General features: G+C 62.0%; 21 protein-coding genes and 1 tRNA gene. 7 read left to right on the top strand and 15 right to left on the bottom strand.

Translation table 11 applies throughout. The features are described from left to right. Positions 1 to 14 precede the first annotated feature (14 nt). Positions 15 to 359, bottom strand: coding sequence for a DNA-directed RNA polymerase subunit omega (gene rpoZ / locus ACI3KQ_RS02280; RefSeq protein ID WP_167302256.1), 345 nt, complete (start codon positions 357 to 359; stop codon positions 15 to 17). Positions 360 to 477: 118 nt separating this feature from the next. Between rpoZ and ACI3KQ_RS02275 the strand changes: the two genes are divergently transcribed. Continuing rightward, complete coding sequence (locus tag ACI3KQ_RS02275) at positions 478 to 1,668, top strand: phospholipase D-like domain-containing protein (protein ID WP_404954384.1); 1,191 nt, start codon at positions 478 to 480, stop codon at positions 1,666 to 1,668. Positions 1,669 to 1,671: 3 nt separating this feature from the next. Here the strand turns inward: ACI3KQ_RS02275 and ald are convergent, their stop codons facing one another. Further along, a complete protein-coding gene (gene ald / locus ACI3KQ_RS02270) occupies positions 1,672 to 2,787 on the bottom strand; it encodes an alanine dehydrogenase (protein WP_404954522.1) in 1,116 nt (371 codons plus the stop codon). Positions 2,788 to 2,951: 164 nt separating this feature from the next. On the opposite strand from ald, the gene ACI3KQ_RS02265 reads away from it, so the two are divergent. After that, positions 2,952 to 3,042 (top strand) — tRNA-Ser (locus tag ACI3KQ_RS02265). A gap of 245 nt (positions 3,043 to 3,287) precedes the next feature. Here ACI3KQ_RS02265 and ACI3KQ_RS02260 read toward each other — a convergent pair. After that, on the bottom strand, positions 3,288 to 4,160 hold the full coding sequence (locus tag ACI3KQ_RS02260; RefSeq protein WP_404954382.1) for an amidohydrolase family protein: 873 nt from the start codon (positions 4,158 to 4,160) through the stop codon (positions 3,288 to 3,290). Beyond that, positions 4,157 to 4,288 (bottom strand): hypothetical protein, encoded by a 132-nt coding sequence (locus tag ACI3KQ_RS02255; protein ID WP_404954380.1) that lies wholly within the window; start codon positions 4,286 to 4,288, stop codon positions 4,157 to 4,159. Before ACI3KQ_RS02255 ends, ACI3KQ_RS02260 begins: the two co-directional genes overlap by 4 nt. A 224-nt stretch (positions 4,289 to 4,512) precedes the next feature. Here ACI3KQ_RS02255 and ACI3KQ_RS02250 point away from each other — a divergent pair, with 224 nt between their 5' ends. Then, entirely contained in the window at positions 4,513 to 5,301 is a 789-nt protein-coding gene (locus tag ACI3KQ_RS02250) for a DUF1080 domain-containing protein (protein WP_404954378.1), read from the top strand. Between the two features lie 23 nt (positions 5,302 to 5,324). Here the strand turns inward: ACI3KQ_RS02250 and ACI3KQ_RS02245 are convergent, their stop codons facing one another. The 3 genes from ACI3KQ_RS02245 to ACI3KQ_RS02235 form a co-directional block, all read right to left on the bottom strand. After that, the gene (locus ACI3KQ_RS02245) at positions 5,325 to 5,522 is read right to left on the bottom strand and encodes a hypothetical protein (RefSeq protein WP_404954376.1); all 198 of its coding nucleotides are present in this window, start codon (positions 5,520 to 5,522) and stop codon (positions 5,325 to 5,327) included. A gap of 89 nt (positions 5,523 to 5,611) precedes the next feature. Then, positions 5,612 to 6,805 carry a zinc-dependent alcohol dehydrogenase gene (locus tag ACI3KQ_RS02240; protein WP_404954374.1) on the bottom strand — a complete coding sequence of 398 codons (1,194 nt, stop codon included), beginning with the start codon at positions 6,803 to 6,805 and terminating at the stop codon, positions 5,612 to 5,614. Continuing rightward, on the bottom strand, positions 6,805 to 7,389 hold the full coding sequence (locus ACI3KQ_RS02235; protein WP_404954372.1) for an SRPBCC family protein: 585 nt from the start codon (positions 7,387 to 7,389) through the stop codon (positions 6,805 to 6,807). Before ACI3KQ_RS02235 ends, ACI3KQ_RS02240 begins: the two co-directional genes overlap by 1 nt. A 306-nt stretch (positions 7,390 to 7,695) precedes the next feature. Here ACI3KQ_RS02235 and ACI3KQ_RS02230 point away from each other — a divergent pair, with 306 nt between their 5' ends. The 4 genes from ACI3KQ_RS02230 (at position 7,696) to ACI3KQ_RS02215 (ending at position 10,785) form a co-directional block, all read left to right on the top strand. Further along, on the top strand, positions 7,696 to 8,217 hold the full coding sequence (locus tag ACI3KQ_RS02230; RefSeq protein WP_404954370.1) for a CinA family protein: 522 nt from the start codon (positions 7,696 to 7,698) through the stop codon (positions 8,215 to 8,217). Between the two features lie 175 nt (positions 8,218 to 8,392). After that, positions 8,393 to 9,106 (top strand): TetR/AcrR family transcriptional regulator, encoded by a 714-nt coding sequence (locus ACI3KQ_RS02225; protein ID WP_404954369.1) that lies wholly within the window; start codon positions 8,393 to 8,395, stop codon positions 9,104 to 9,106. 63 nt (positions 9,107 to 9,169) lie between these two features. Then, on the top strand, positions 9,170 to 10,432 hold the full coding sequence (locus ACI3KQ_RS02220) for an ethanolamine utilization protein EutH (protein ID WP_404954367.1): 1,263 nt from the start codon (positions 9,170 to 9,172) through the stop codon (positions 10,430 to 10,432). Next, positions 10,429 to 10,785 (top strand): hypothetical protein, encoded by a 357-nt coding sequence (locus tag ACI3KQ_RS02215; RefSeq protein WP_404954365.1) that lies wholly within the window; start codon positions 10,429 to 10,431, stop codon positions 10,783 to 10,785. Before ACI3KQ_RS02220 ends, ACI3KQ_RS02215 begins: the two co-directional genes overlap by 4 nt. Before the next feature lie 24 nt (positions 10,786 to 10,809). On the opposite strand, the gene ACI3KQ_RS02210 is transcribed toward ACI3KQ_RS02215, so the two are convergent. Genes ACI3KQ_RS02210 through ACI3KQ_RS02175 form a run of 8 tightly spaced genes read right to left on the bottom strand, consistent with a single transcriptional unit; the run spans position 10,810 to position 19,551 of the window. Continuing rightward, complete coding sequence (locus ACI3KQ_RS02210; protein ID WP_404954363.1) at positions 10,810 to 11,652, bottom strand: SDR family NAD(P)-dependent oxidoreductase; 843 nt, start codon at positions 11,650 to 11,652, stop codon at positions 10,810 to 10,812. After that, the gene (surE, locus tag ACI3KQ_RS02205; protein ID WP_404954361.1) at positions 11,621 to 12,493 is read right to left on the bottom strand and encodes a 5'/3'-nucleotidase SurE; all 873 of its coding nucleotides are present in this window, start codon (positions 12,491 to 12,493) and stop codon (positions 11,621 to 11,623) included. Before surE ends, ACI3KQ_RS02210 begins: the two co-directional genes overlap by 32 nt. After that, positions 12,490 to 13,647 carry an NAD(P)/FAD-dependent oxidoreductase gene (locus tag ACI3KQ_RS02200; RefSeq protein ID WP_404954359.1) on the bottom strand — a complete coding sequence of 386 codons (1,158 nt, stop codon included), beginning with the start codon at positions 13,645 to 13,647 and terminating at the stop codon, positions 12,490 to 12,492. The genes surE and ACI3KQ_RS02200 overlap by 4 nt, the downstream gene beginning before the upstream one ends. Further along, the gene (locus ACI3KQ_RS02195; protein ID WP_404954357.1) at positions 13,644 to 14,450 is read right to left on the bottom strand and encodes an SDR family NAD(P)-dependent oxidoreductase; all 807 of its coding nucleotides are present in this window, start codon (positions 14,448 to 14,450) and stop codon (positions 13,644 to 13,646) included. Before ACI3KQ_RS02195 ends, ACI3KQ_RS02200 begins: the two co-directional genes overlap by 4 nt. Further along, positions 14,447 to 15,619 (bottom strand): saccharopine dehydrogenase family protein, encoded by a 1,173-nt coding sequence (locus ACI3KQ_RS02190; RefSeq protein WP_404954355.1) that lies wholly within the window; start codon positions 15,617 to 15,619, stop codon positions 14,447 to 14,449. The genes ACI3KQ_RS02195 and ACI3KQ_RS02190 overlap by 4 nt, the downstream gene beginning before the upstream one ends. Next, a complete protein-coding gene (locus ACI3KQ_RS02185; RefSeq protein WP_404954520.1) occupies positions 15,609 to 17,132 on the bottom strand; it encodes a class I adenylate-forming enzyme family protein in 1,524 nt (507 codons plus the stop codon). The genes ACI3KQ_RS02190 and ACI3KQ_RS02185 overlap by 11 nt, the downstream gene beginning before the upstream one ends. Then, entirely contained in the window at positions 17,132 to 18,127 is a 996-nt protein-coding gene (locus ACI3KQ_RS02180; RefSeq protein ID WP_404954353.1) for a phosphotransferase, read from the bottom strand. Before ACI3KQ_RS02180 ends, ACI3KQ_RS02185 begins: the two co-directional genes overlap by 1 nt. Beyond that, the gene (locus ACI3KQ_RS02175; RefSeq protein WP_404954351.1) at positions 18,124 to 19,551 is read right to left on the bottom strand and encodes an aldehyde dehydrogenase family protein; all 1,428 of its coding nucleotides are present in this window, start codon (positions 19,549 to 19,551) and stop codon (positions 18,124 to 18,126) included. Before ACI3KQ_RS02175 ends, ACI3KQ_RS02180 begins: the two co-directional genes overlap by 4 nt. Between the last annotated feature and the right edge of the window lie 230 nt (positions 19,552 to 19,781).

The following is a 19,781-nucleotide window of genomic DNA, read 5'->3' as shown; positions in this document are numbered from 1 at the left end:
AAACCGTCAGGCGATCAGCCGTCGTAGTCGCCACCAATATTCTGGTTGCGCGGCGGCGCAGCGGCGGTCAGGCGCAAAGCCTCCGCCGACTGGGCGATCGATCCGATTTCGTCCGGGGTATCGTCATCATCAATCTGCACCTTTTGCAGAGATGCGACGAGCGAATCATTAAGATCCACCGGCAGGATGGTTTCTTCAGCAATTTCGCGCAGGGCGACGACCGGATTCTTGTCGCGGTCGCGGTCCAGTGTCAGCTCGGCACCGCCAGAAATCTCCCGCGCGCGCTGGGCGGCGAGCAGGACGAGATCAAAGCGGTTGGTAACCTTATCGACGCAATCTTCGACGGTAACGCGGGCCAAAAGTGCCCTCCTGAACATGGAAATCGTGAAATGCGCGCCTAACAGGGGCAATCGGCTGAGTCAATGAAAAGGCCATAAAGCTTTGGCATGCTGCGCCGATTAAGGGCATGAACAGGGGATGTCGACGAACAGGCGGATCGAAACCGGGCGGGACGAAACCGCCATCAGCCTGTCGGTTCAGGGTAATCGCCTCACTGTCGTGGAAACGGGTCCCGCCCTTCGCCACGCGCTGATCGACCTGATCGACGGTGCTACGCAGAGCCTGAAACTCTATTATTACATCTTCGCCAATGACGAAAGCGGGCGGATGGTGCTCGATCGGCTGGTCGCCGCGCGGCAGCGCGGGGTCGCCGTGACCCTGATGATCGACGCCTTCGGATCGGCCGATACGCCCCTGTCATTCTTCGATCCCCTGATCGCGGTCGGCGGTCATTTCGGCCGCTTCGGCGCGCGCCGGTCCACCCGCTACCTGATCCGCAACCATCAAAAGATGGCAATTGCCGACGACCGGCGACTGATGCTGGGCGGCTTCAATGTCGAGGACGCCTATTTCGGCCTGCCCACCGATGACGCCTGGGCCGATCTGGGGCTGCTGATCGACGGGCCGCAGGTTGAGGCCATGGTGCGCTGGTACGGGCAATTGTGGCGCTGGGTATCGACCAGGGGGCAAAGTTTCCGAACCCTGCGAAGGATGGTCCGGCACTGGCATCATGATCCGCGCGACCCGATGCGCTGGCTGGTGGGCGGACCCACGCGTCGGCTCAGCCCCTGGGCGCAGGTGGTCAAGAACGACCTTGAACATGCCCGGCGGCTGGACATGGTAGAGGCCTATTTTTCGCCCGGTCGCGGCATGTTGAAGCGCATCGCCAGGGCAGCGCGGCGCGAAGGCGCCCGGCTCATTCTGCCCTCACGCTCGGACAATCGTGCGACCGTCGCGGCGGCGCGCCTGCTCTACGGCCCCCTGTTGAAGCGCGGCGTCGAGATCTGGGAATATCAATCCTGCAAGCTGCACATGAAGCTGATCGTCATCGACGACGTGGTCTTCATTGGATCGGCCAATTTCGACATGCGCAGCCTGTTCCTGAACCTGGAAATCATGCTGCGCATCGAAGACGCGGCTTTTGCGGCAGAGATGCGAAAATTCATCGACCGTCGCGCCGCGGAAAGCCGACAGGTCACACTGGAAAGCCACAAGGCGCAACGTGGCCCGCTTACCCTGGTCAAGCAGTGGATCAGCTATTTTCTCGTTGGCTTCCTCGACTATACCGTCACGCGCCGCCTGAATTTCCGCGATCCCGACGCGGATTGACGGTCAGGCAACCGACTGTTCAGCAGGCGTATAGGCCAAGCCCAGCGCTTCTGCGACGGCGCGATAGGTGATTTGCCCCTCCCACACATTCAAACCATTCATCAGATGCGGGTCCGAACGCAACGCTTCCTTCCATCCAAGGTCGGCGATGCGCAATGCATGGGGCAAGGTCACATTGTTCAGCGCATAGGTGCTGGTGCGTGCCACTCCGCCCGGCATGTTGGCGACGCAATAATGGACAATGCCGTCCACCACATAAGTTGGATCAGCGTGGGTCGTGGGATGGCTGGTTTCGAAACAACCGCCCTGGTCGATCGCCACATCGACCAGCACCGCCCCCTTCTTCATCGTCTTGAGCATATCCGCAGACACCAGCTTGGGCGCCGCAGCCCCCGGTATCAGCACCGCGCCGATGACCAAATCCGCGTCAGCGACGCATTCCGCCAGGTTGGCGCGATTGGAAAAGCGGGTCTTGGCCCGCGCCTCGAAATAAATGCCCAGCCGCTCCAGCACTTCAGGACTGCGATCCAGGATGGTGACGTCCGCCCCCAGTCCCGCCGCCATCTGCGCCGCATTGAAACCAACCACGCCACCGCCGATCACACATACTTTCGCGGGCAGCACGCCGGGCACGCCGCCCAGCAGGACGCCGCGACCGCCATTCGCCTTTTCCAGCGCGGTCGCGCCCGCCTGGATCGCCATGCGCCCCGCCACCTGGCTCATGGGTTTCAACAACGGCAAGCCGCCACTGCCGTCGGTCACTGTTTCATAGGCGATGCAGATCGCGCCCGACGCCAACAGGTCGCGCGTCTGGTCCGGGTCGGGCGCGAGGTGAAGATAGGTATAGAGTATCTGCCCAGGCCGCAGCATCGCGCGCTCATCGGCCTGAGGCTCCTTCACCTTGACGATCATCTCTGCGGTGGCGAACACATCCCGCGCCGTCGGGACAATCTCTCCCCCCGCGTCGGCATACAGGGCATCATGCGCGCCGATCCCGTCGCCCGCCCCGCTCTCCACCAACACGCGATGGCCGTGAGCCGTCAGCTCAAACACGCTTTCCGGCGTCAGACCCACGCGATATTCGTGATTCTTGATCTCTTTGACGGTTCCTACGATCATGGCGATCCTTTCGTCCTCGCAGGCAAGATCGCCGCCCCGCCCGGCATCGTCAACCAGCGATGACGACCAGCCGACTTCGGCGGCGACAACGCAGCCAAAGAAACACAAGCATCCCCTTGCCTAGCGCCCCGCCACAGGATAGGGAGCCGCCTTCCAGCGAATGCGGAGCGGTGGCCGAGTGGTCGAAGGCGCTCGCCTGGAAAGTGAGTATACGTCAAAAGCGTATCGAGGGTTCGAATCCCTCCCGCTCCGCCAATTCAGTTCAAATGTCTGATATTAAACAGAATATTTTTGCCGTTGAGGTCGGTTTCCGGCCTTTTCTGGCCCAGGCCTATGAAGCCGACCGTCATTGTCATGCGTGCTCCTCCCTTGCCCGTTCGATCACGGACCCTGTGTAATTCAGGCCGATCCGGCCCGGCGGTGTTCGACGCAGGATTCGGCGATGGCGGCTCCGGTGACCATCGCGGTCTTGGCTGCGAGCCTTGGCACCGTCCGTCCCCTCAGAAACCGTAGAAGCGTGTCGGGTTATCGACGAGTATGCGGTCGCGCACGGCCTCGTCCGGCACCCATTGCGCGAGCAGGTCGAGCAGGCCGGACACGGTCGGCATCGGTCGCCATTGCGCGACATGTGGCCAGTCGGACCCCCACAGGCAGCGATCGGGCGCGGCCGCCACCAGAGCCTGCGCGAAAGGCGTCGAATCACGATAGTCGGGCAGTTCCGACATGCGAAATGCATCGGAAATCTTCACCCACCCGCCGTCCGCAACAAGCTGTACAAGCATCTGGAAGCCCGGATGGTCGATGCCTGCTGTGTAGGGCATGTGCCCCATATGATCGACCACCCACGGGCAACGCAGCTTGGCTATGCGCGGGGCCAGGTCGGGAAGGTCACGAGCATCGAGCAGGAGCTGAAGGTGCCAGCCCATTTCGCAGGCAAGCGCATCGAACCGTTCAAGCTGATCGAAGCCGACGCCGCCACCGTACAGATTGTTGAGGCGCAGGCCCCTTACGCCCGCTTCATGCGCCGTCCGATATTCATGACTGGGCCGATCCGCCTCCATGACCGCGACGCCGCGCAGGCGATCCGGCTCGGCGGCGAGCGTTTCGAGCAGGAGGCGATTGTCGGTGCCATGTACGCTGACCTGGATCAGGACGCCCCGCGCAAAGCCCACCGCATCCAGCATCGCCATATAGGCTGCGGGCGGAGCGGGCGGCGGCGTGTAGGATCGCTCCGCCACCATTGGGTGGGACGGCGGCGCGCCGATGACATGGCAATGCGTGTCGACCGCGCCCGCGGGCATGCGAAAGCTGGTAGGCGGTCCTTGCCGGGCGGGGGGTGCGGGGCACGGACGGGGCTGGGCGGCTGAGGTCATGCTTCGGTTCCGGCTTGGCTGGAGAGATATTCGCGGTCGAAATGATCAAGCCCGTTAGCGCCGATCAACGCCATGTTGCGATCGATTTCCGCGCGCCTGCTTCTATGCTTGTCCAGATTATTCTTCATGCCCAGCCTCTCGACAATCTGAATAGGCGGCAACACAAGCCAGTGTTCATATAACGGCCCTTGCAAGATATGCCTGATTGGCATGGCACTGGGCCTTCGCGCCCTATCGCTTCGCCCATTGCCCGTTCATCAACATCGCGAAAGATGTCAACGCGCGGAGGTGCTCTGCTTGCGCTCAGCAGGACTTTCGGCAACGATGTTGTGAGCAAAGCCGGCACGCTGGCATGATGGAGATGGCCATGGATTACATGACGGGGCGGCGCACTTTCATTGTGGGCATGGGCGCTTTGGCGGTTTTCCCGCGCCCTGCTGCAGCGGCGCAGCCGTCAGACGGCCGTGGGCGGCACGCCATGCCGCCGATGCCCCGGCCAATCGACGGCGACGGCCCCGGATTCAGGCCGTTATTTGATGGCCGAACCCTTTCCGGCTGGCGGGGAGATCCCAGATATTGGCGTGTGGAGGACGGCGCGATGATCGGCGAGGTTACGCCGGACACTCTCCTCCGCAGCAATACATTTCTGATATGGAACGGCGGTAAACCTGAAGATTTCGAGTTGAAGTTCGATTACAGGATCACGCCTGGCGGCAATAGCGGGGTGAATTACCGCAGCGCGGTTGTCAAAGACGAGGTCACCCCAGCCAACCGCTTTGCGCTATCGGGGCTGCAGTTCGACATCGATGGGCGCAATCTCTTTACGGCCATGGTTTACGAAGAACGCGGGCGCAGCTTTATCGCCCGCCGCGGGCAATTTTCGCGAACAACCACACCGCCTTCGCAGGTTATCGGAGCGATTGGGGAGCCAGGATCGTCAAGGACGATCAAAGCTGACTGGAATGAAGCTCACATTATCGCCAAGGGCCCGTCCCTTTATCATCTGTTGAACGGCCAACTGATGGCGGCGGCCATTGATGAATCAAAGGGCCGTCGGCGCAATGGCGAAATAGGGATTCAGGTGCATGTTGGTCCGCCGATGAAGGTTGAATATCGGAACATTCGGTTGAAACTGCTGTAACGCGGTAAAGCAGCACCGACAGCTCACGGTCGAGAAGCGTCCCGATCCTTTTGCGGATAGTCTTCCGGCTTCACCGTCCCGACATTCGGCCTGTCCTCGACCTCTTCCTGGGGCTGGGCGCCGCCGGTCCGGGGATCGGCCTTTTCGTGGCCAGGCAGCGTATCGCCCAGCGGCCCGCGCGGTGTTTTCGAATCCTCGCGAGGATCAGTCTTGTCAGTCATGGTTTTTCCTCCGATCTGGTCTGCGAACGCCAGTCCGACCGCGCGCTGCGCCCGCAATGATTGCAAACTTGTCCGCCATACTTCGCTCCTCAGGCAGCCGACGCCGCGGCCATGCCGGGCTTCAGCACCACCTTGGTCACTTCATTCTGCTTGTCGTGAAACATCTTGTAACCATCTGCCGCCTGCTCCAGCGGCAGGCGGTGGCTGATGAGGAAGGTCGTGTCGATCTTGCCTTCCATGATCGCATTCAGAAGCGCAGGCATATAATGCTGCACATGGGTCTGACCCGTCCTGAGCGTCAGCCCCTTCTCCATGAACGCGCCCAGCGGAAATTTGTCGACAAAGCCGCCATAGACCGCTGGCATGGAAACGCGCCCGCCCTTGCGGCACGCAAGGATGGCCTGGCGGATCGAATGGGCCCTGTCGGTGCCCAGGAAAGTCGATACCTTGATCTGGTCCCACACATTGTCGGCGAAAAGGCCATGCGCTTCCAGCCCCACCGCGTCGATACAGGCGTCAGGCCCAACGCCGCCCGTCATTTCCATCAGCGCCTCATAGGTTTTGCTTTCCTCATAATTGATAGTTTCGGCACCAAATCTTTTCGCCAGGTCCAGGCGGTGGGGGAAGTGATCGATCGCGATGACCCGGTCCGCACCCATCAGGAATGCGGATTGAACGCAGAACAGACCTACCGGGCCACAGCCCCAGACGGCGACCGTGTCACCCGGCTCGATCCCGGCATATTCGGCAGCCTGCCAGCCCGTCGGCAATATGTCGGACAGGAACAGCACCTTGTCATCGTCCACGCCGTCGGGAACGACGATCGGGCCTATGTCGGAAAAGGGGACGCGCACAAATTCCGCCTGGCCGCCAGCATAGCCGCCGGTCATGTGGCTATAGCCGAACAGCCCCGACATGGGATGACCATAAAGCGTTTGCGCGATGTCCTGATTATCCGCCGGAAGGCCGTTGTCGCAGGCCGAATATTGATGTTTCGAACAATGGAAACATGCCCCGCACGCAATTGTGAAGGGCACGACCACGCGCTGCCCTTTCTTCAGCGTTGATCCCGGCCCGGTTTCGACCACCTCGCCCATGAATTCATGGCCCAATATGTCCCCCGCCTTCATCGTGGGGATGAAGCCATCGTAAAGATGCAGGTCGGACCCGCAGATCGCCGTCGACGTGATGCGGATGATGGCGTCACGCGGATTGATGATCTCCGGGTCGTCCACCGTCTCCACGCGGACATCATGCTTGCCGTGCCAGGTCAGCGCACGCATCAGTCTGTCTCCTCGTCATGCTGCTGGCGCGTGTATGCGCCTGTCGCGATCTCTCCCGTTTCCATCAACTGCTTGAAACGTCGCAGGTCCCGACGCGCCTGAATGGCCGGCTCGCGCTGGAACATCTTGGCGATGACCTTGCCGATGACCCCGGCTGGCGGATCATAGAGGATCGTCGCCGTGACCCAGCTGCCCCGGCCTCCGGGCGCATCGCTGAAATCCACGCGGCCACTGTTGGGCACGTCCGCGCCCTCTTCCGATGTCCAGGCGATGGTCCTGCCCGGCACATCTTCAGTGATGAACGATGTCCACTCGACAGTCCCGCCGCCGGGCGCCCTCACCGTCCATCGGGAGCGCTGCGCGTCCAGGCAATCGATCGCTACTACATTATCCATGAAGGCTGGCAGCTTCGTGAAGTCCCGCCAATAATCATAGAGCTGCTGGCGCGGTCGGTTGATCGTCACCGTCTTGCCGCTGAGGCTGCGCCCCTTCGCGCCGGGGATGCTTTCTCCCGCCGCTGCTTCCGTTTTCGCTGTCGTCAGAGGCGCATCGTCGCGCCCCATGCTGTCACGCACGTCGCCCATGGATATTCTCCTGTCACGGCTCATGGGCAGAAATAACGGCGGGCCCGACCGTTCCATCGAAGCCGTGAAATGGACGGATTTTGCGACCGATCACAGCAAGGGGCGACCAACATGAATGGCGCTCACGGACGACATGCCCGTTCGGAACACTCGCGAGCCAGCCTCGTTGACAACCTGCGTTCATCGGAGAACCGTCATGGCTGCGCATTCTCATATGTTTTTCGAGCGCCGGGACAGGCGCAGCCGCCGACCGGAAATGCGCGGCGACAAGGCGCGGCCCGACAAGGGCGCGCGACGCTGATCGACATGGCAGGTCCCGCCCAAACCCTGTCTCCCGCGCTGCCCAATGATGTCGAGCAGGTTGCCGAACAACTACTCAAGGCCTGCTGTGCGCGGAATCTGAAACTGGCGACTGCGGAGAGCTGTACCGGCGGATTGCTGGCATCGCTCCTCACCGATGTTGAAGGCGCCAGCCACGCCTTCGAGCGGGGCTTTGTCGTTTATAGTGAAGAAGCCAAATGCGAGCTTCTGGGCATCGCCCGCAAACAGATCGACGCCTGCGGCGCCGTGAGCCGCGAAGTTGCCATCGCCATGGCGCAAGGAGCCCTGCATGGGTCCCATGCCGACGTGGCGCTGGCCGTGACGGGCTATGCGGGGACGGCGCCCGAAGGCGGGGAAGCGGGGTTGGTGCATCTGGCCTGCGCCCGCGGCGACGGCGCGATCGAACATCGTGAAATGCATTTCGGCGACATCGGTCGGGGTCCAGTCAGGATCGCCACACTCAGGATCGCTCTGAAGATGATGATGGACGCCATAGAGGAGGACTGATCCGTCCTGTCCGCCGTTGATTTCTGCCTCCTAGATCCAGAGGGCATCATGTGAGACCCTTGGAAAATATCTTTTCATTTGAACGAAGGGGTCCATCATGGGATATGGAATAATATGAAAGGTCGTTTGTGTTTAGTATATGGGCCCATTTGGATCCGAGCATCAGGGACAATCAGTGAGCCAATTTGAGGTCGGACAATCAGGGCATGAGCTTGGCGAAACACCCCTTGAGACGGACGGCGCAGCACATCCCGCGCGCCGCCCGCGACCCAAGCGGACTCGCCGAAAATCGGGGAAGCGGGAAGAACTGCTCAAAGCTGCCGTCGAATTGTTCGGCTCACGCGGCTATGAAGCCGTATCCCTGCGCGATGTGACCGCAGAAGTAGGGCTGAAGCCACCGGCCTTTTACAACCACTTCAAATCCAAGGATGAATTGCTGATTTCCGCGGTGCTCGCGGCGCTCGACATGTTCAACACGGAAGTCGTCGATAAGGATGAAGAGCATCTGGGGCCAGTGGAGCGGCTTAACGAACTCATCCGCCGCCATGTGCTTTACCAGATTTCCAACGCCGCTTTCGCCAAGGCCAATGACAGGCTGATAGATTCCGCGATTCTGGACAGGATCGGCAGCCCTGGCGCGAAACAGGAAATCAGGTCGCATATGCGCCGCTATCTTGACATACTGACAGAAATCGTGCGCGATATTCTGGCGGAACGGTCAGATACCGGGCTGGATGCGCGCATCTGTGCTCTGGGCATCGGGACGATGTGCGACAACGTCTTGCTTTGGTATCGCCCCAGCGGTTCCGACAGTCCTGAAAAGGTCGCCCGGCGCATGTCCGAACTGGCGCGAAACATGCTGAAGATTGGCTGGCCAGAGAGCGCTTGACGGATGCACCCCATAGCTTAGTATGAATGATCGTTCGTTCTAAAGCGTGCAAGGGCACTCGATATGGTCGGGTTGGGGCAATATGTAATCGGCGTCGTGATGCTGTTCGCGGCGTGGGGCGCCATCGCTGCCGTCCGCGATGACAGCAGCGGGATCGGGTGGGAGTTCATGGAGGGCATCCGCACGACCGGCGTGCTGTTCCTGCCCGTAGGTGCGGTCCTCGCCGCCGCTCCCATATTGTCCGCAGCCATCACCCACGCGATCGTTCCCCTCTTTTCCTTCATGGGCGCGGACAGGGCGATGGCCGCGACGACGCTGGTTTCGGTGGACATGGGCGGCTATCAAATGGCCGATGCCCTGGCTTCAAGCCGGGAGAACTGGATCATCGCGTCATTCAATGGCTTCCTGTTGGGTCCGCATGTGGTGTTCACGATCCCGGTCGCGCTGGCGATGCTGCCCAAAAGGGACCATCGATATCTGGCGCTGGGCATGATGGCCGGGCTCATCACCATCCCGATCGCGCTGTTCGTCGGACTGAGCATCGTCGCTTTCACCCAGCCCTTCATCAGGCCGACGGTTTCGACAGAGGGCGCCGCGACATTCCGGCTGGCCATGACCTTTGGCCAGATCCTGCATGACCTGTTTCCATTGACCATCATCGTCGGCGCCATAGTGGCTGGCCTTCGCTTCATTCCTGACATCATGGTGCGAGGCTTCATGGGGTTCGGACGGCTGGCCGACGCCGCCATCAAGCTGGTATTCTGCGCGTGCGTCATCCAGTATTTCACGGGTGTCTTCAGCTATCTGTTCGGCAAGTGGCCCTTCGATCCGTTGCTGGCCGACGCCGCCAATCCCATCCGGGGGCTGGAGATCGCCGGTTATATCGGCATCATGCTGGCTGGCGCATTCCCGATGGTTTATGCGCTGCGCCGCTATTGTGGCAGGGCCATTGAAAGGCTGGGAAGGCTGACCGGCTTCAGCGAAGTGGGAAGCGGCGGCCTGATCGCGACGACCGCCAATCCACTCACGCTGTTCAGGCTGATCCCCGAAATGGACGCTCGCAACAAGGTGATGACGATCGCCTATGCCGTGTGCGGATCGTGGATATTGGGCGACTCCCTGGCCTTCATCGCGAATTTCCAGCCCTCGCTTATCGTGCCGCTGATGTTTGGCAAGCTGGTTGGCGCAATTTGCGGCATCCTTGTCGCGCGGTGGCTATCGGTGCCCCGCGCCCTACGCTTCGAGGAGGAAGACAGGGCTGCGGCGGAGGCCGCGACAGCCGCATCGGATACGAAGCTGCACGCACTTGAAGGGGCGCTTCCATGACCGCCGACATCCGCCTTTTCCGCCTGCATGAAACACCCATGTCCGATTATGGCGAAGGCCCCGGTTCCGCCGAAATCGCGCGGCTGATCGGACCGGATTCCAGTCGGACGATGGGCGCGTATTTCGCCCGGTTCGATGGGCGATCGGTCCCATGGACCGTCCGCTATGACGAAATCATCCTGTGCATATCGGGCAAGTTCCGCCTGCGCACCGCTGACGCGATCCATGAGCTTGGACCGGGCGACATGCTATGGGTCGGCAGCGGCACCGAACTACATTATGAGGGAGAAGAGGCGACCGTCTTCATGGCGATCGCTCCGGTCGATTGGCGCGACCGTCAGCCAACCGTGTAGCGCGCACGTCCGGGCACTCGTCGCTTACGCTTCGTCGCCCAGGCCAGCGGTCCAGACCGGTTCGAACGGCGTCGAACGATCCTGGCGGGTCCAGGCGGGTTGTCCATATATGGACTGTCCGCCATCCACCGACAGATTGGCGCCCGTGATGAACCCCGCCTGATCGGAACAGAGGAATGCGACGGCCTCCGCAACATCATCCGTCATGCCAAGCCGACCGATCGGCGTATTCTGCAACAGATCGCGGCGGACGCCCGGTTTTTCGACCATCCATTGGGTCATGGCCGTCTCAATGACGCCCGGCAGGATGGCATTTGCCCTGATACGGTGAATGCCCAGTTCAGCCGCCATGGTCTGGACCAGCATCAGCAAAGCCGATTTGGTCACGCAATAAGCGCCGATCTGGTCCGCGTGGCGAAGCCCGAGCGAGGAAGATATGACGGTGATCGATCCGCCCCGCCGACCTTCTGCAATCAGACGTGCCGCCGACTGACAGACATGAAAGGTGCCGCTCAGATTGATGGCGACGTGCCGGTCCCAGATTTGGGGATCCATCTCCAGAAATCCGGTGAACTTGGCATAGCCCGCATTGGCGACCGCCACGTCCAGACGGCCAAAATGCGCGCGCACATTCTCCATCGCCTGGTCTATTGCGGAACGATCGGTCTGATCCGCCGCGAGGACGAGGAAGTCGTCCGGCATTTCCTGCCGCAGTGTCTCAGCTATTGCCTCGTCCCGCTCGAACAGGGCGAGCTGATAGCCCGCCTTTAGCAAGCGGAGGCAGATCGCCTTGCCCAGTTCACCACCGCCACCGGTGACCAGCGCGACGGGCCGTTCATCCACAGCATCCGCTCCCGCATTCGCCATCGCTGGCGCCCAGCCGGGGGTTGATCGTCTCTACCGACTGCCTGATCCACCGGCGCAGACGGCCCGCCGCGCGGACGTCGCCGAAATCGAAGCTGACTGGCGTAACCGAAACATGACCCGCCGCGACGGCGCTGGCGTCGGAACCGGGTCGCATCGTGAAAACAGGATCGCGATCCACATTCGTCAGGAAGGTGTACCAGCCATGGCCGGATTCCGTCTCGACCGCTTCATAATGAACGGGGTCCCAGACACGATGGTCGAGCGCCGTTATCTTCAGGCGGCGGTCCTTCAGAACGCCCGGCGCGTTGACGTTCAGGATGCTGCGCGGCGGCGGCGGGCTGGCGATCATCCACGCGGCCAGTTCGGCGCCCACTTCGCTGCACCAGCGATAGTCATAATCGGTGAGATCGACCAGCCGGAACCGCCCGTCGCGCGACTGTTGTGAGATCGACAACGCGGGCAGGCCAAGCAGCGCTCCCTCCGCAGCAGAACCGAAGGTGGAAGAATAGGTCGCATCGTCGCCAAGGTTGGCGCCTTCGTTGATGCCGGACACCACCAGACGGACATCGCGGGCGAGACCGGACAGGATAGCGGCCCGGACGCAATCGACGGGCGTGCCATCCACGCGATAGATCGGATTGCGTTCATCCCCCCCATCGCGCGTCATCACGACCGGCTTGCGGAAGGATGCGGATCGCGACGTGCCGCTGCGCGGGCCATCGGGCGCGACCGACAACACGTTCAGGCCAGCTTCGATCATCGCGTCCCGCATGGCCGCCATGCCGGCCGACTGATATCCGTCGTCGTTCGTCAACAGAACGTCCATAATATCCTCACTCATCGAAAGCTGCTGAGACTGGGGCGATCGGGCCGAAGCGCCTCGACGCCGGGAACGGTGGTTGGCTTGCCGGAAAGCGCCCATTCGGCTGCGCACATGCCCAGTATCGAACCGGACGTCACGCCGACCCCGCCCAGCCCGCCGACGACCAGGACGGAGGGGTCGGCTTCGAACGGCCCGACCTGAAAACGGTCATCCATGCTGATGGGATACAGGCCGAACCAGCCGTTGGAAAAACCGAAATCGTCCATGCCCATGCGTTCAGTCAGCAATGTTGCCACAGTAATCAGATGATCATCACCTGACGGGGGACTGAAACTGTCGGGATCGACGTCCAGCCCATCAATGGCTTCATAGGTGTGAAGCCCCGCGATAAGGCTGTCAGGGCCATCCTGCCGGAAATAAAGCCCCTCCCCTTCCTGTCCGGGCATGTAGAGATTGACCATCGGAACCGTATAACCCAGATCGCGGTTCAATTTGACCAGAAATACTTCGTGCACCTGCGGCTTTATCGGCACTGCATGGCCCAAAATCCTGCCCACATTGCCAGCCCAGGCCCCCGCCGCATTGATGACGATGTCGGCCTCTATCAGGCCCTTGCTGGTTTCCAGCCGATGTACGCCGCCCGATTTCGAATGAGAAAGAACGTCCGTCTGCACGCTGACACGCGCGCCTTTCTCCTTCGCCTCCTCAAGAAGCGTGGTGCAGAGAAGATAGCCATCCAGATGCCCATCGGTGGGACCGAACAGTCCGCCAGCAAGGTCGTCGACACGCATGTCGGGGACCAGTTCCTGAAGCCCCGCGCGATCGATCAGCCGGGAATCCATGCCGCCCAGTTCGCGCTGGACCTTCAACGCCGCGGCCAGCCGATCCATCTGCTCGTCATTATAAGCGACGCGCACATTGCCGATCTTGGCAAGCGGCAGGTCGCGTTCCCGCTCCAGCCGCAGGAACAGTTCCTTGGCGCGGATGCGGATTTCGATGTCGAGCGGATTGAGCGTCTGATAATTATAAACACCCGCAGAACGACCGGAAGACCCGCTGGCAGGTGCGTCCCGCTCCAGAACGATGACGTCCGCGCCAAGCTCTGCGGCACGAAGGGCGGCTCCGCAGCCGGCGGTCCCGGCTCCGATAATGGCGATTCTGGGACGGGTCACTGGCTATCCTCATCATTGGGAAGCGAACGGTGGACATGAATATCGGCGAGCGTGCCGCCATCGACCACCAGGTCGGTCCCGGTTATGCCCGACGCGGAATCGCTGGCAAGGAACGCCACGGCGCCCGCCACTTCATCGACCGTCACCATCCGCTTCATCGGCACGCGTTTGAAATCCTTCAGCATATGTTGAAGCATTGCGGGGCGGAGCGCTTCTTCCACCATTTTCGTGTGCACCCAGCCGGGGCTGACCGAATTGACGCGAATGCCATATTCGGCGAGTTCGATGGCCGCGCTCATCGTCATGCCGCGCAGGCCGAACTTGGCCGCCACATAGCTGGCGAAGGGGCCGTCCGCCGCATGGGCTTCGATCGACCCGATGTTGACGATCGATCCGCCTGAGCCCTGTCCGCGCATCCGCCGCGCAACCCTTTGGGTCATGAAGAAAACGCCATTCAGGTTGACGTCGATCACCCGGCGCCATCCCGCTTCGTCAATATCAAGAAAGGCCGCTTCATCGGCGATGCCCGCATTATTGACCAGGATGTCGATCCGGCCATGCGTCCTCATGACACCCGACACCACATTTTCGACATCGCCGGTCGACGAAACGTCACCCGTATGGATGCTCGCCTTGCCGCCCAGACTTTCGATCTTCACGGCGGTGGCTTGAAGATCGCCCAGGTTGCGTCCGCTCAACGCGACTGCGGCGCCGCGTTTGGTAAGGGTTTCGGCGATACCCTGACCCAGTCCCCGGCCTGCGCCCGTGACCAGCGCGACCTTGCCTGTCATATCGTCGCTCATGCGGCCTCCCGTTTTCCGGCGAGGAGATCGCGAATACGCAGCCTTTCACCCTGCCGACCATTTTCGAGACGAAATACGCCCAGCCCGCCGCCGCCCAGGCTGACACGGCGAAGAGCGGCGAAGAATTTTTCGGGAGACAGCACCTCGGGCGCGAACACGCCGCCACGCGGCGTATCGCCTTCCGCCAGCATCAGCACCCCGGCTGCTGCGGGGACGCCGGTTGCGTCCTCCATGCTTGTATCCGCGCCCGACGCGTAGCGCAGGCCATTGCCGTTCGTATGAACGTCGATCTGCAACCCGCTGCCGATCCTCTCGCCGTCCTTGAATCGGACCAGGAACTGCTGGAACGCCTTGACCAGCATGTCGGTGCGTTCGCCCGTGCTGCCGGGCTGCTGCTCGTCCGCCACGGCGGCAAGCGCCGCAGCCACACCCTGAGCATCGACCGGCGCAATCGCCCCATAGTTGACCGCCCGCTTGACCGGCAGAAAACGGGGTATGGTAAGCGGTTCAGGATGCGCCAGCTTCACCACCGTCTGGCGCCCGACGGTGCCGGGAAAATCGACGACCCGCGAATGAAGCTCTCCGGGCAGGGAAACGGGATGAACAGTGCCGTCGAAGTCGACAAGGTTGAAGCAATGCCAGAAATGCTTGGTCGCCGCTTCCGTCATGTCCTTGGCATCGACCACCCAGGCTATTTCGACATCGTCCGCGTCGCCCAGATGATCCACCGCCAGGCGAATGAGGATGTTCGACACACCCGGCGTCGAACCCAGGCCGATAATGGCCGTGACGCCCGCCGCCTTCGCCGCTTCGTTGCGCGACAGGATGGGTACGGTGATGTCGGCATCGTCGCATATGTCGAGATAATCGGTTCCGGCTGCGATCGCTGCGTCAAGGACGGTAAAACCGGTGCGGTAATAGGGGCCCGCCAGATTTGCCACGATCGCCGTCGAACGCATCAGGGCATCCAGCGTGGCTGCATCGGTCAGCGGGTCCTGCTCGCACGTCTGCATGCCCAGCGCTTCGGTCGCCGCCCGCGCTTCGGGACGCCAGGCGCGGTCAAGCGCCAGCCAGCGCGTGACATCGGCGCCGCGCGCGGCAGCCGCAAGCATGGCCTGCGCCTGACGGCCGCCTGCCCCGATCACGACCACATCAAATTCACGTTTCATGAGTATCTCCCAAATTTGGGCTTCGGTCGTTCAGCATTCGAATGACAGCCTCGCGCACATTCCGGCGGTCCACCTTTCCCGACGCAATGCGGGGGAAAGGATCGAAAAGGATGAAATGGGCGGGCATGGCATAAGCGGGCAATCGCGAAGCCAGAAAAGTCCGTGCGGCGCCTTCGTCAAATTCATGACCCGGCCTGATCTCCAGCGCCGCGACGGGGACCTGCTGCAAAATGGGATCGGGCACGCCGATCACCACGGAATATCCAATCTCTGGACGTTCGGCGAGCAGCGACTCCAGATGAGAAGGAAGGATCTTTTCTCCGCCGCGATTGATGATGTCGTCACGGCGTCCGTCCAGGAACAATCGCCCGGCTGCGTCCATCCGGCCATAATCGCCCGTCCGCAACCATTTGCCTGACAGCTTCTGCGCCGTTGCTTCGGGACGCCCCCAATATTCGGTCATGCGGGTTGGGCCAGCGACCCAGACCTCTCCAATCTCGCCCTGGGGAACATCCTGACCGTCTTCGCCGACAAGGCGCAGTTCTGCGTCCGGGGCGGGGAAACCAACGGATTCCCCGAAATCGACGATCATTTCGGGCGGCAGGAAGCTGCATGCGCAGCCAAACTCCGTCAGCCCATAGCCATGAACCAGTTCCAGATGCGGCCATCGTTCCAGCATCTCCCGCGACCATGCGGCGGGCATCGGCGAACCACCGAACAGAACTGTGCGGGCCGGGCCGAACACGGCATCGGCATCATCAAGTATCATCAGCATGCGCAACACGCTGGGCACGGCGGTCACGAAAGTTGCAGGGGCGGCCTTGAAGGCGGCGATGGCCTCTTTCCGGTGAAATTCCTTCACCAGCATGGTTTCGCCCCCCGCCAGCAACATCTGCCCGAACTGGTCGATGAAACCGGTATTGTGAAACATCGGCGCAATCACGACAGTCGTGTCGGCGCTGGTCGCGCGGAAGAATTTGCGGAATACTTCCGACGCCTTGCACAGGGCAGCCGTGCTCAACAAAGCCCCCTTGGGCTCCCCCGTGGTTCCCGACGTGAAGCTGATGAGTGCCGGTGCTTGGGGCGATGCGAAATCGGGAAGTTCTTCTTGTGCCGACAGGGATGCTACTGCCTCCAGTGAGAGCAGTTTCACGCCCGCCTGCGCAAACAGAGGCTGATGCCGCTCATCGGAAATAGCCAGCCGCGCGTCGAGCAACCGGGCCAGTTCCGCCATCTGGATCGCGCTGATGCGGTTGTTCGCGGGCACGACGATGGCGCCCAGACGCATGACAGCGAGATAGGCGACGACCCATTCGATGACATTGAGGCCGACGATGATCACCCGATCCCCGCTGTCCACGCCCGTTGAGCGGAGGAAACGGGCATAGCCTTCGGCCTGTGCGGCGAGATGCTGATAGCTAAGCGCCCCGTCGCCCTCGCGCAGGGCGATACGATCCGGCGTCTTGCCAGCCCAGTGGCGCAGGGCGTGCCAGAGCGTGTCGAACGGAGGCATCAAAAGAGCGCCCCCTCTCGCACATGTGCCGCAGCCTGCAGCATCTCGGCAAAGCCCGCCCCGGCCCAGACCTTGCGGGCTTCGGACAGGTTGGTGCTGGCATAGCCCTGATAGGTCCAGCCATCGAGCGGTGTCGTATGCGCAGACAGGATCGGCTCGGCCATGGTGGCCCAGGCCGCTTCCCGGACGCCGGCGACCGCCCGCATCAGGGCGACACGGGCGCGCTGACTGTCGTCGACCTCCGGGTCATACAGCCGCAGCATCGTTTCGGTTTCATCGTCGGTCAGCCCGGCCTGGCAAGCGAAGCTGGCCATTTCAAACGCGATCCAGCCGACCCCGGCATAATCCCAGTCGATCAGACGCAGCCGGTCGCCGACAATGAAATTCTGCGGCACCAGGTCGCTGTGACAGAATGCGCGCGGCGCATCAATCTCGGCAAAAAGCTGCGCGATCTCCCTGACCCGCTCATACATGCCGGGAAATTCGCCGGGCCGAACCGCGCCTTCCGCATCGCCCAGCTTTACGAAATGCGCCGCATCCTCGAACGGAGAGAAGTCACGGCCAGAGGTGGGCTGGGCATGCAATTTGCGAAGCGTTTCCACCACGGCGGGCAGCAATCCTTCTTCCCGCATCCGCGTCGGCGTCATGACGCCCCCGGGCAGGAACGGGCAGAGGAAATGACCCTCCGGCAAAGTCGAAGCGAAGATCTTCGGCGCGAGATCCGCCCGCGCCGCATCGCTCTGTGCCTGGATGGACGCCGCCCGGTCGACACCCCAGCGGCCCGGATCGGGCGCGCAGACACGCAGGGCAAGCGTATGGCGCGAACCCTCCAGCATCAGGTTCACATTACTGCCGCCACCGCTCATCGCGCTGACCAGATAGTCGTCAGCCAGATCGGGAAGCGTCCAACCCGACAGGATGCCAGCGACCTGTTCCTGAAGCGTCGCCCCGATCTCCGGCGCGAAGCTCAGCTTCATGCCAGTCAGCGTGTTCACAGCTGATACCCATGGCTGATGGCCACATGCTTGAGCGCAGTATGCTCCTCAATCGCGTGTATCGAAAGATCACGGCCGATCCCCGACAGCTTGAACCCGCCAAAGGGCATTTCCGCCGCCGTCGGGCCGTGGTCGTTGATCCACACCGACCCGGCTTCGATCAACGCCGCGCACCGCACGGCGCGATTGATGTCCCGCGTCCAGACGGAGGCGGCCAGACCATAGGCGACGTCATTGGCCTTGGCGATGGCGTCATCCTCGTCCTCGAAAGTGCCGATGACCAGCACTGGACCAAATAGTTCTTCCTGAATGATAGCCGACCGCTGGTCAGCGCCGGTGATGATGGTGGGCGTATAGAAAGCGCCGCTGCCTTCACCCCCCGTGGCGATGCGGGCGCCCTCTCCAACCGCCTTTTCCACCTGCCTTGCAATGCCGTCGCGATGGCGAAGAGACACGACGGGTCCCATTTGCACGGAAGGGTCGAGGAAGCCATTGCCGACCACCAGGCCTTGAGCCATCTGCACCAGCCGCTCGGTCACTTCGCCGACGAGCTTCTTTGATACATAGAGGCGGGTCGCCGCGGTGCAGTCCTGACCGGAGTTGCGGAAGGCGGCACCGCGCATCGTCGCAACCAGCTTGTCGAGATCGGCGTCGTCAAAAACCAGGACCGGCGCTTTCCCGCCCAGTTCCAGATGCACCTTCTTCACCATGTCGGCGGCGTCGCGCATGATCGTCTTGCCGGTGCTGGTGCCGCCGGTCAGCGACACCATTGCGACGTCGGGATGCCGCACCAAAGCCCGGCCCACAGTGCTGCCGCCGCCCGTGACAACGTTGAGGACGCCTGCGGGAAATATCTCCGCAGCGATCTGGCCAAGGAGAAGCGAGGTCAGCGGCGTTTCGTTGGTTGGCTTCAGCACGACAGTGTTGCCTGCCATCAGCGCTGGACCCAGTTTCCAGCTGGTAAGGCCCATGGGATAGTTCCACGGCGCGATAGCCGCGACAATGCCCAGCGGCTCACGGCGCACCATGCTGGTGATGCCTGGCTTGTACTCGTCACATACAGGCGCGGTAAGCGCACGGCCCGCACCAGCGAAGAAGCGATATTTGTCAGCGGCCGAAAACATTTCCGCCCGCGCGTCCGCCAACGGCTTTCCGACGTCGCGGGACTCCAGTTCGGCAAATTTGTCGGCATTGGCCTCCAGCGCGTCGGCAAGCCGCAGCAGCATCGCCGCACGATCCTTCGGCGTCGTCGCAGCCCAGCCCCGCCGCGCGTCCTTGGCCGCGCCGACAGCTGCTTCCACCCCCTGCTCGCCCACATCGACCATCTCTGCGATCTGCTCGCCGGTCGCAGGCTCGATAACGGCCTCGACCTTGCCCTCGCGCCACTCCCGGTTCGCTATAGTTGAGAAGAAATTCAGCGACATCAGTTCAGTCCTCTCGATCAGTTCAGAACGACACGGTCACGCCCGGATAGAAAGCGCCGCAAATTTACGGCCACCTCATGAAACCCACGACGCCAAATTCCATCAGCGGCACATGGGTCGCACCCACTCAACGCCGACACAGGGCAAGTGCGCCTCACCTTCTCTGCCGCCGTCCGGGACGACATGTTGTCCGAACATGGCTAAAGCCTTTAGCATGAATGTGTGTTCGT

This window comes from Sphingobium sp. ZW T5_29 (assembly GCF_044987515.1).
In the GTDB taxonomy this organism is placed as follows: Bacteria; Pseudomonadota; Alphaproteobacteria; order Sphingomonadales; family Sphingomonadaceae; genus Sphingobium.
This window is presented reverse-complemented; position numbering and strand designations above follow the sequence as displayed.

Coding starts and splice junctions, on each gene's coding strand:
- ACI3KQ_RS02245 (WP_404954376.1), bottom strand. CDS start 5,522: ATGACTGACAAGACTGATCCTCGCGAGGATTCGAAAACACCGCGCGGG.
- ACI3KQ_RS02260 (WP_404954382.1), bottom strand. CDS start 4,160: ATGACCTCAGCCGCCCAGCCCCGTCCGTGCCCCGCACCCCCCGCCCGG.
- ACI3KQ_RS02235 (WP_404954372.1), bottom strand. CDS start 7,389: ATGGGCGACGTGCGTGACAGCATGGGGCGCGACGATGCGCCTCTGACG.
- ACI3KQ_RS02255 (WP_404954380.1), bottom strand. CDS start 4,288: ATGAAGAATAATCTGGACAAGCATAGAAGCAGGCGCGCGGAAATCGAT.
- ACI3KQ_RS02230 (WP_404954370.1), top strand. CDS start 7,696: ATGGCAGGTCCCGCCCAAACCCTGTCTCCCGCGCTGCCCAATGATGTC.
- ACI3KQ_RS02175 (WP_404954351.1), bottom strand. CDS start 19,551: ATGTCGCTGAATTTCTTCTCAACTATAGCGAACCGGGAGTGGCGCGAG.
- ACI3KQ_RS02220 (WP_404954367.1), top strand. CDS start 9,170: ATGGTCGGGTTGGGGCAATATGTAATCGGCGTCGTGATGCTGTTCGCG.
- ACI3KQ_RS02215 (WP_404954365.1), top strand. CDS start 10,429: ATGACCGCCGACATCCGCCTTTTCCGCCTGCATGAAACACCCATGTCC.
- ACI3KQ_RS02250 (WP_404954378.1), top strand. CDS start 4,513: ATGATGGAGATGGCCATGGATTACATGACGGGGCGGCGCACTTTCATT.
- ACI3KQ_RS02190 (WP_404954355.1), bottom strand. CDS start 15,619: ATGAAACGTGAATTTGATGTGGTCGTGATCGGGGCAGGCGGCCGTCAG.
- ACI3KQ_RS02185 (WP_404954520.1), bottom strand. CDS start 17,132: ATGCCTCCGTTCGACACGCTCTGGCACGCCCTGCGCCACTGGGCTGGC.
- ACI3KQ_RS02240 (WP_404954374.1), bottom strand. CDS start 6,805: ATGCGTGCGCTGACCTGGCACGGCAAGCATGATGTCCGCGTGGAGACG.
- ACI3KQ_RS02210 (WP_404954363.1), bottom strand. CDS start 11,652: ATGGCGAATGCGGGAGCGGATGCTGTGGATGAACGGCCCGTCGCGCTG.
- ACI3KQ_RS02275 (WP_404954384.1), top strand. CDS start 478: ATGTCGACGAACAGGCGGATCGAAACCGGGCGGGACGAAACCGCCATC.
- ald (WP_404954522.1), bottom strand. CDS start 2,787: ATGATCGTAGGAACCGTCAAAGAGATCAAGAATCACGAATATCGCGTG.
- surE (WP_404954361.1), bottom strand. CDS start 12,493: ATGAGTGAGGATATTATGGACGTTCTGTTGACGAACGACGACGGATAT.
- ACI3KQ_RS02195 (WP_404954357.1), bottom strand. CDS start 14,450: ATGAGCGACGATATGACAGGCAAGGTCGCGCTGGTCACGGGCGCAGGC.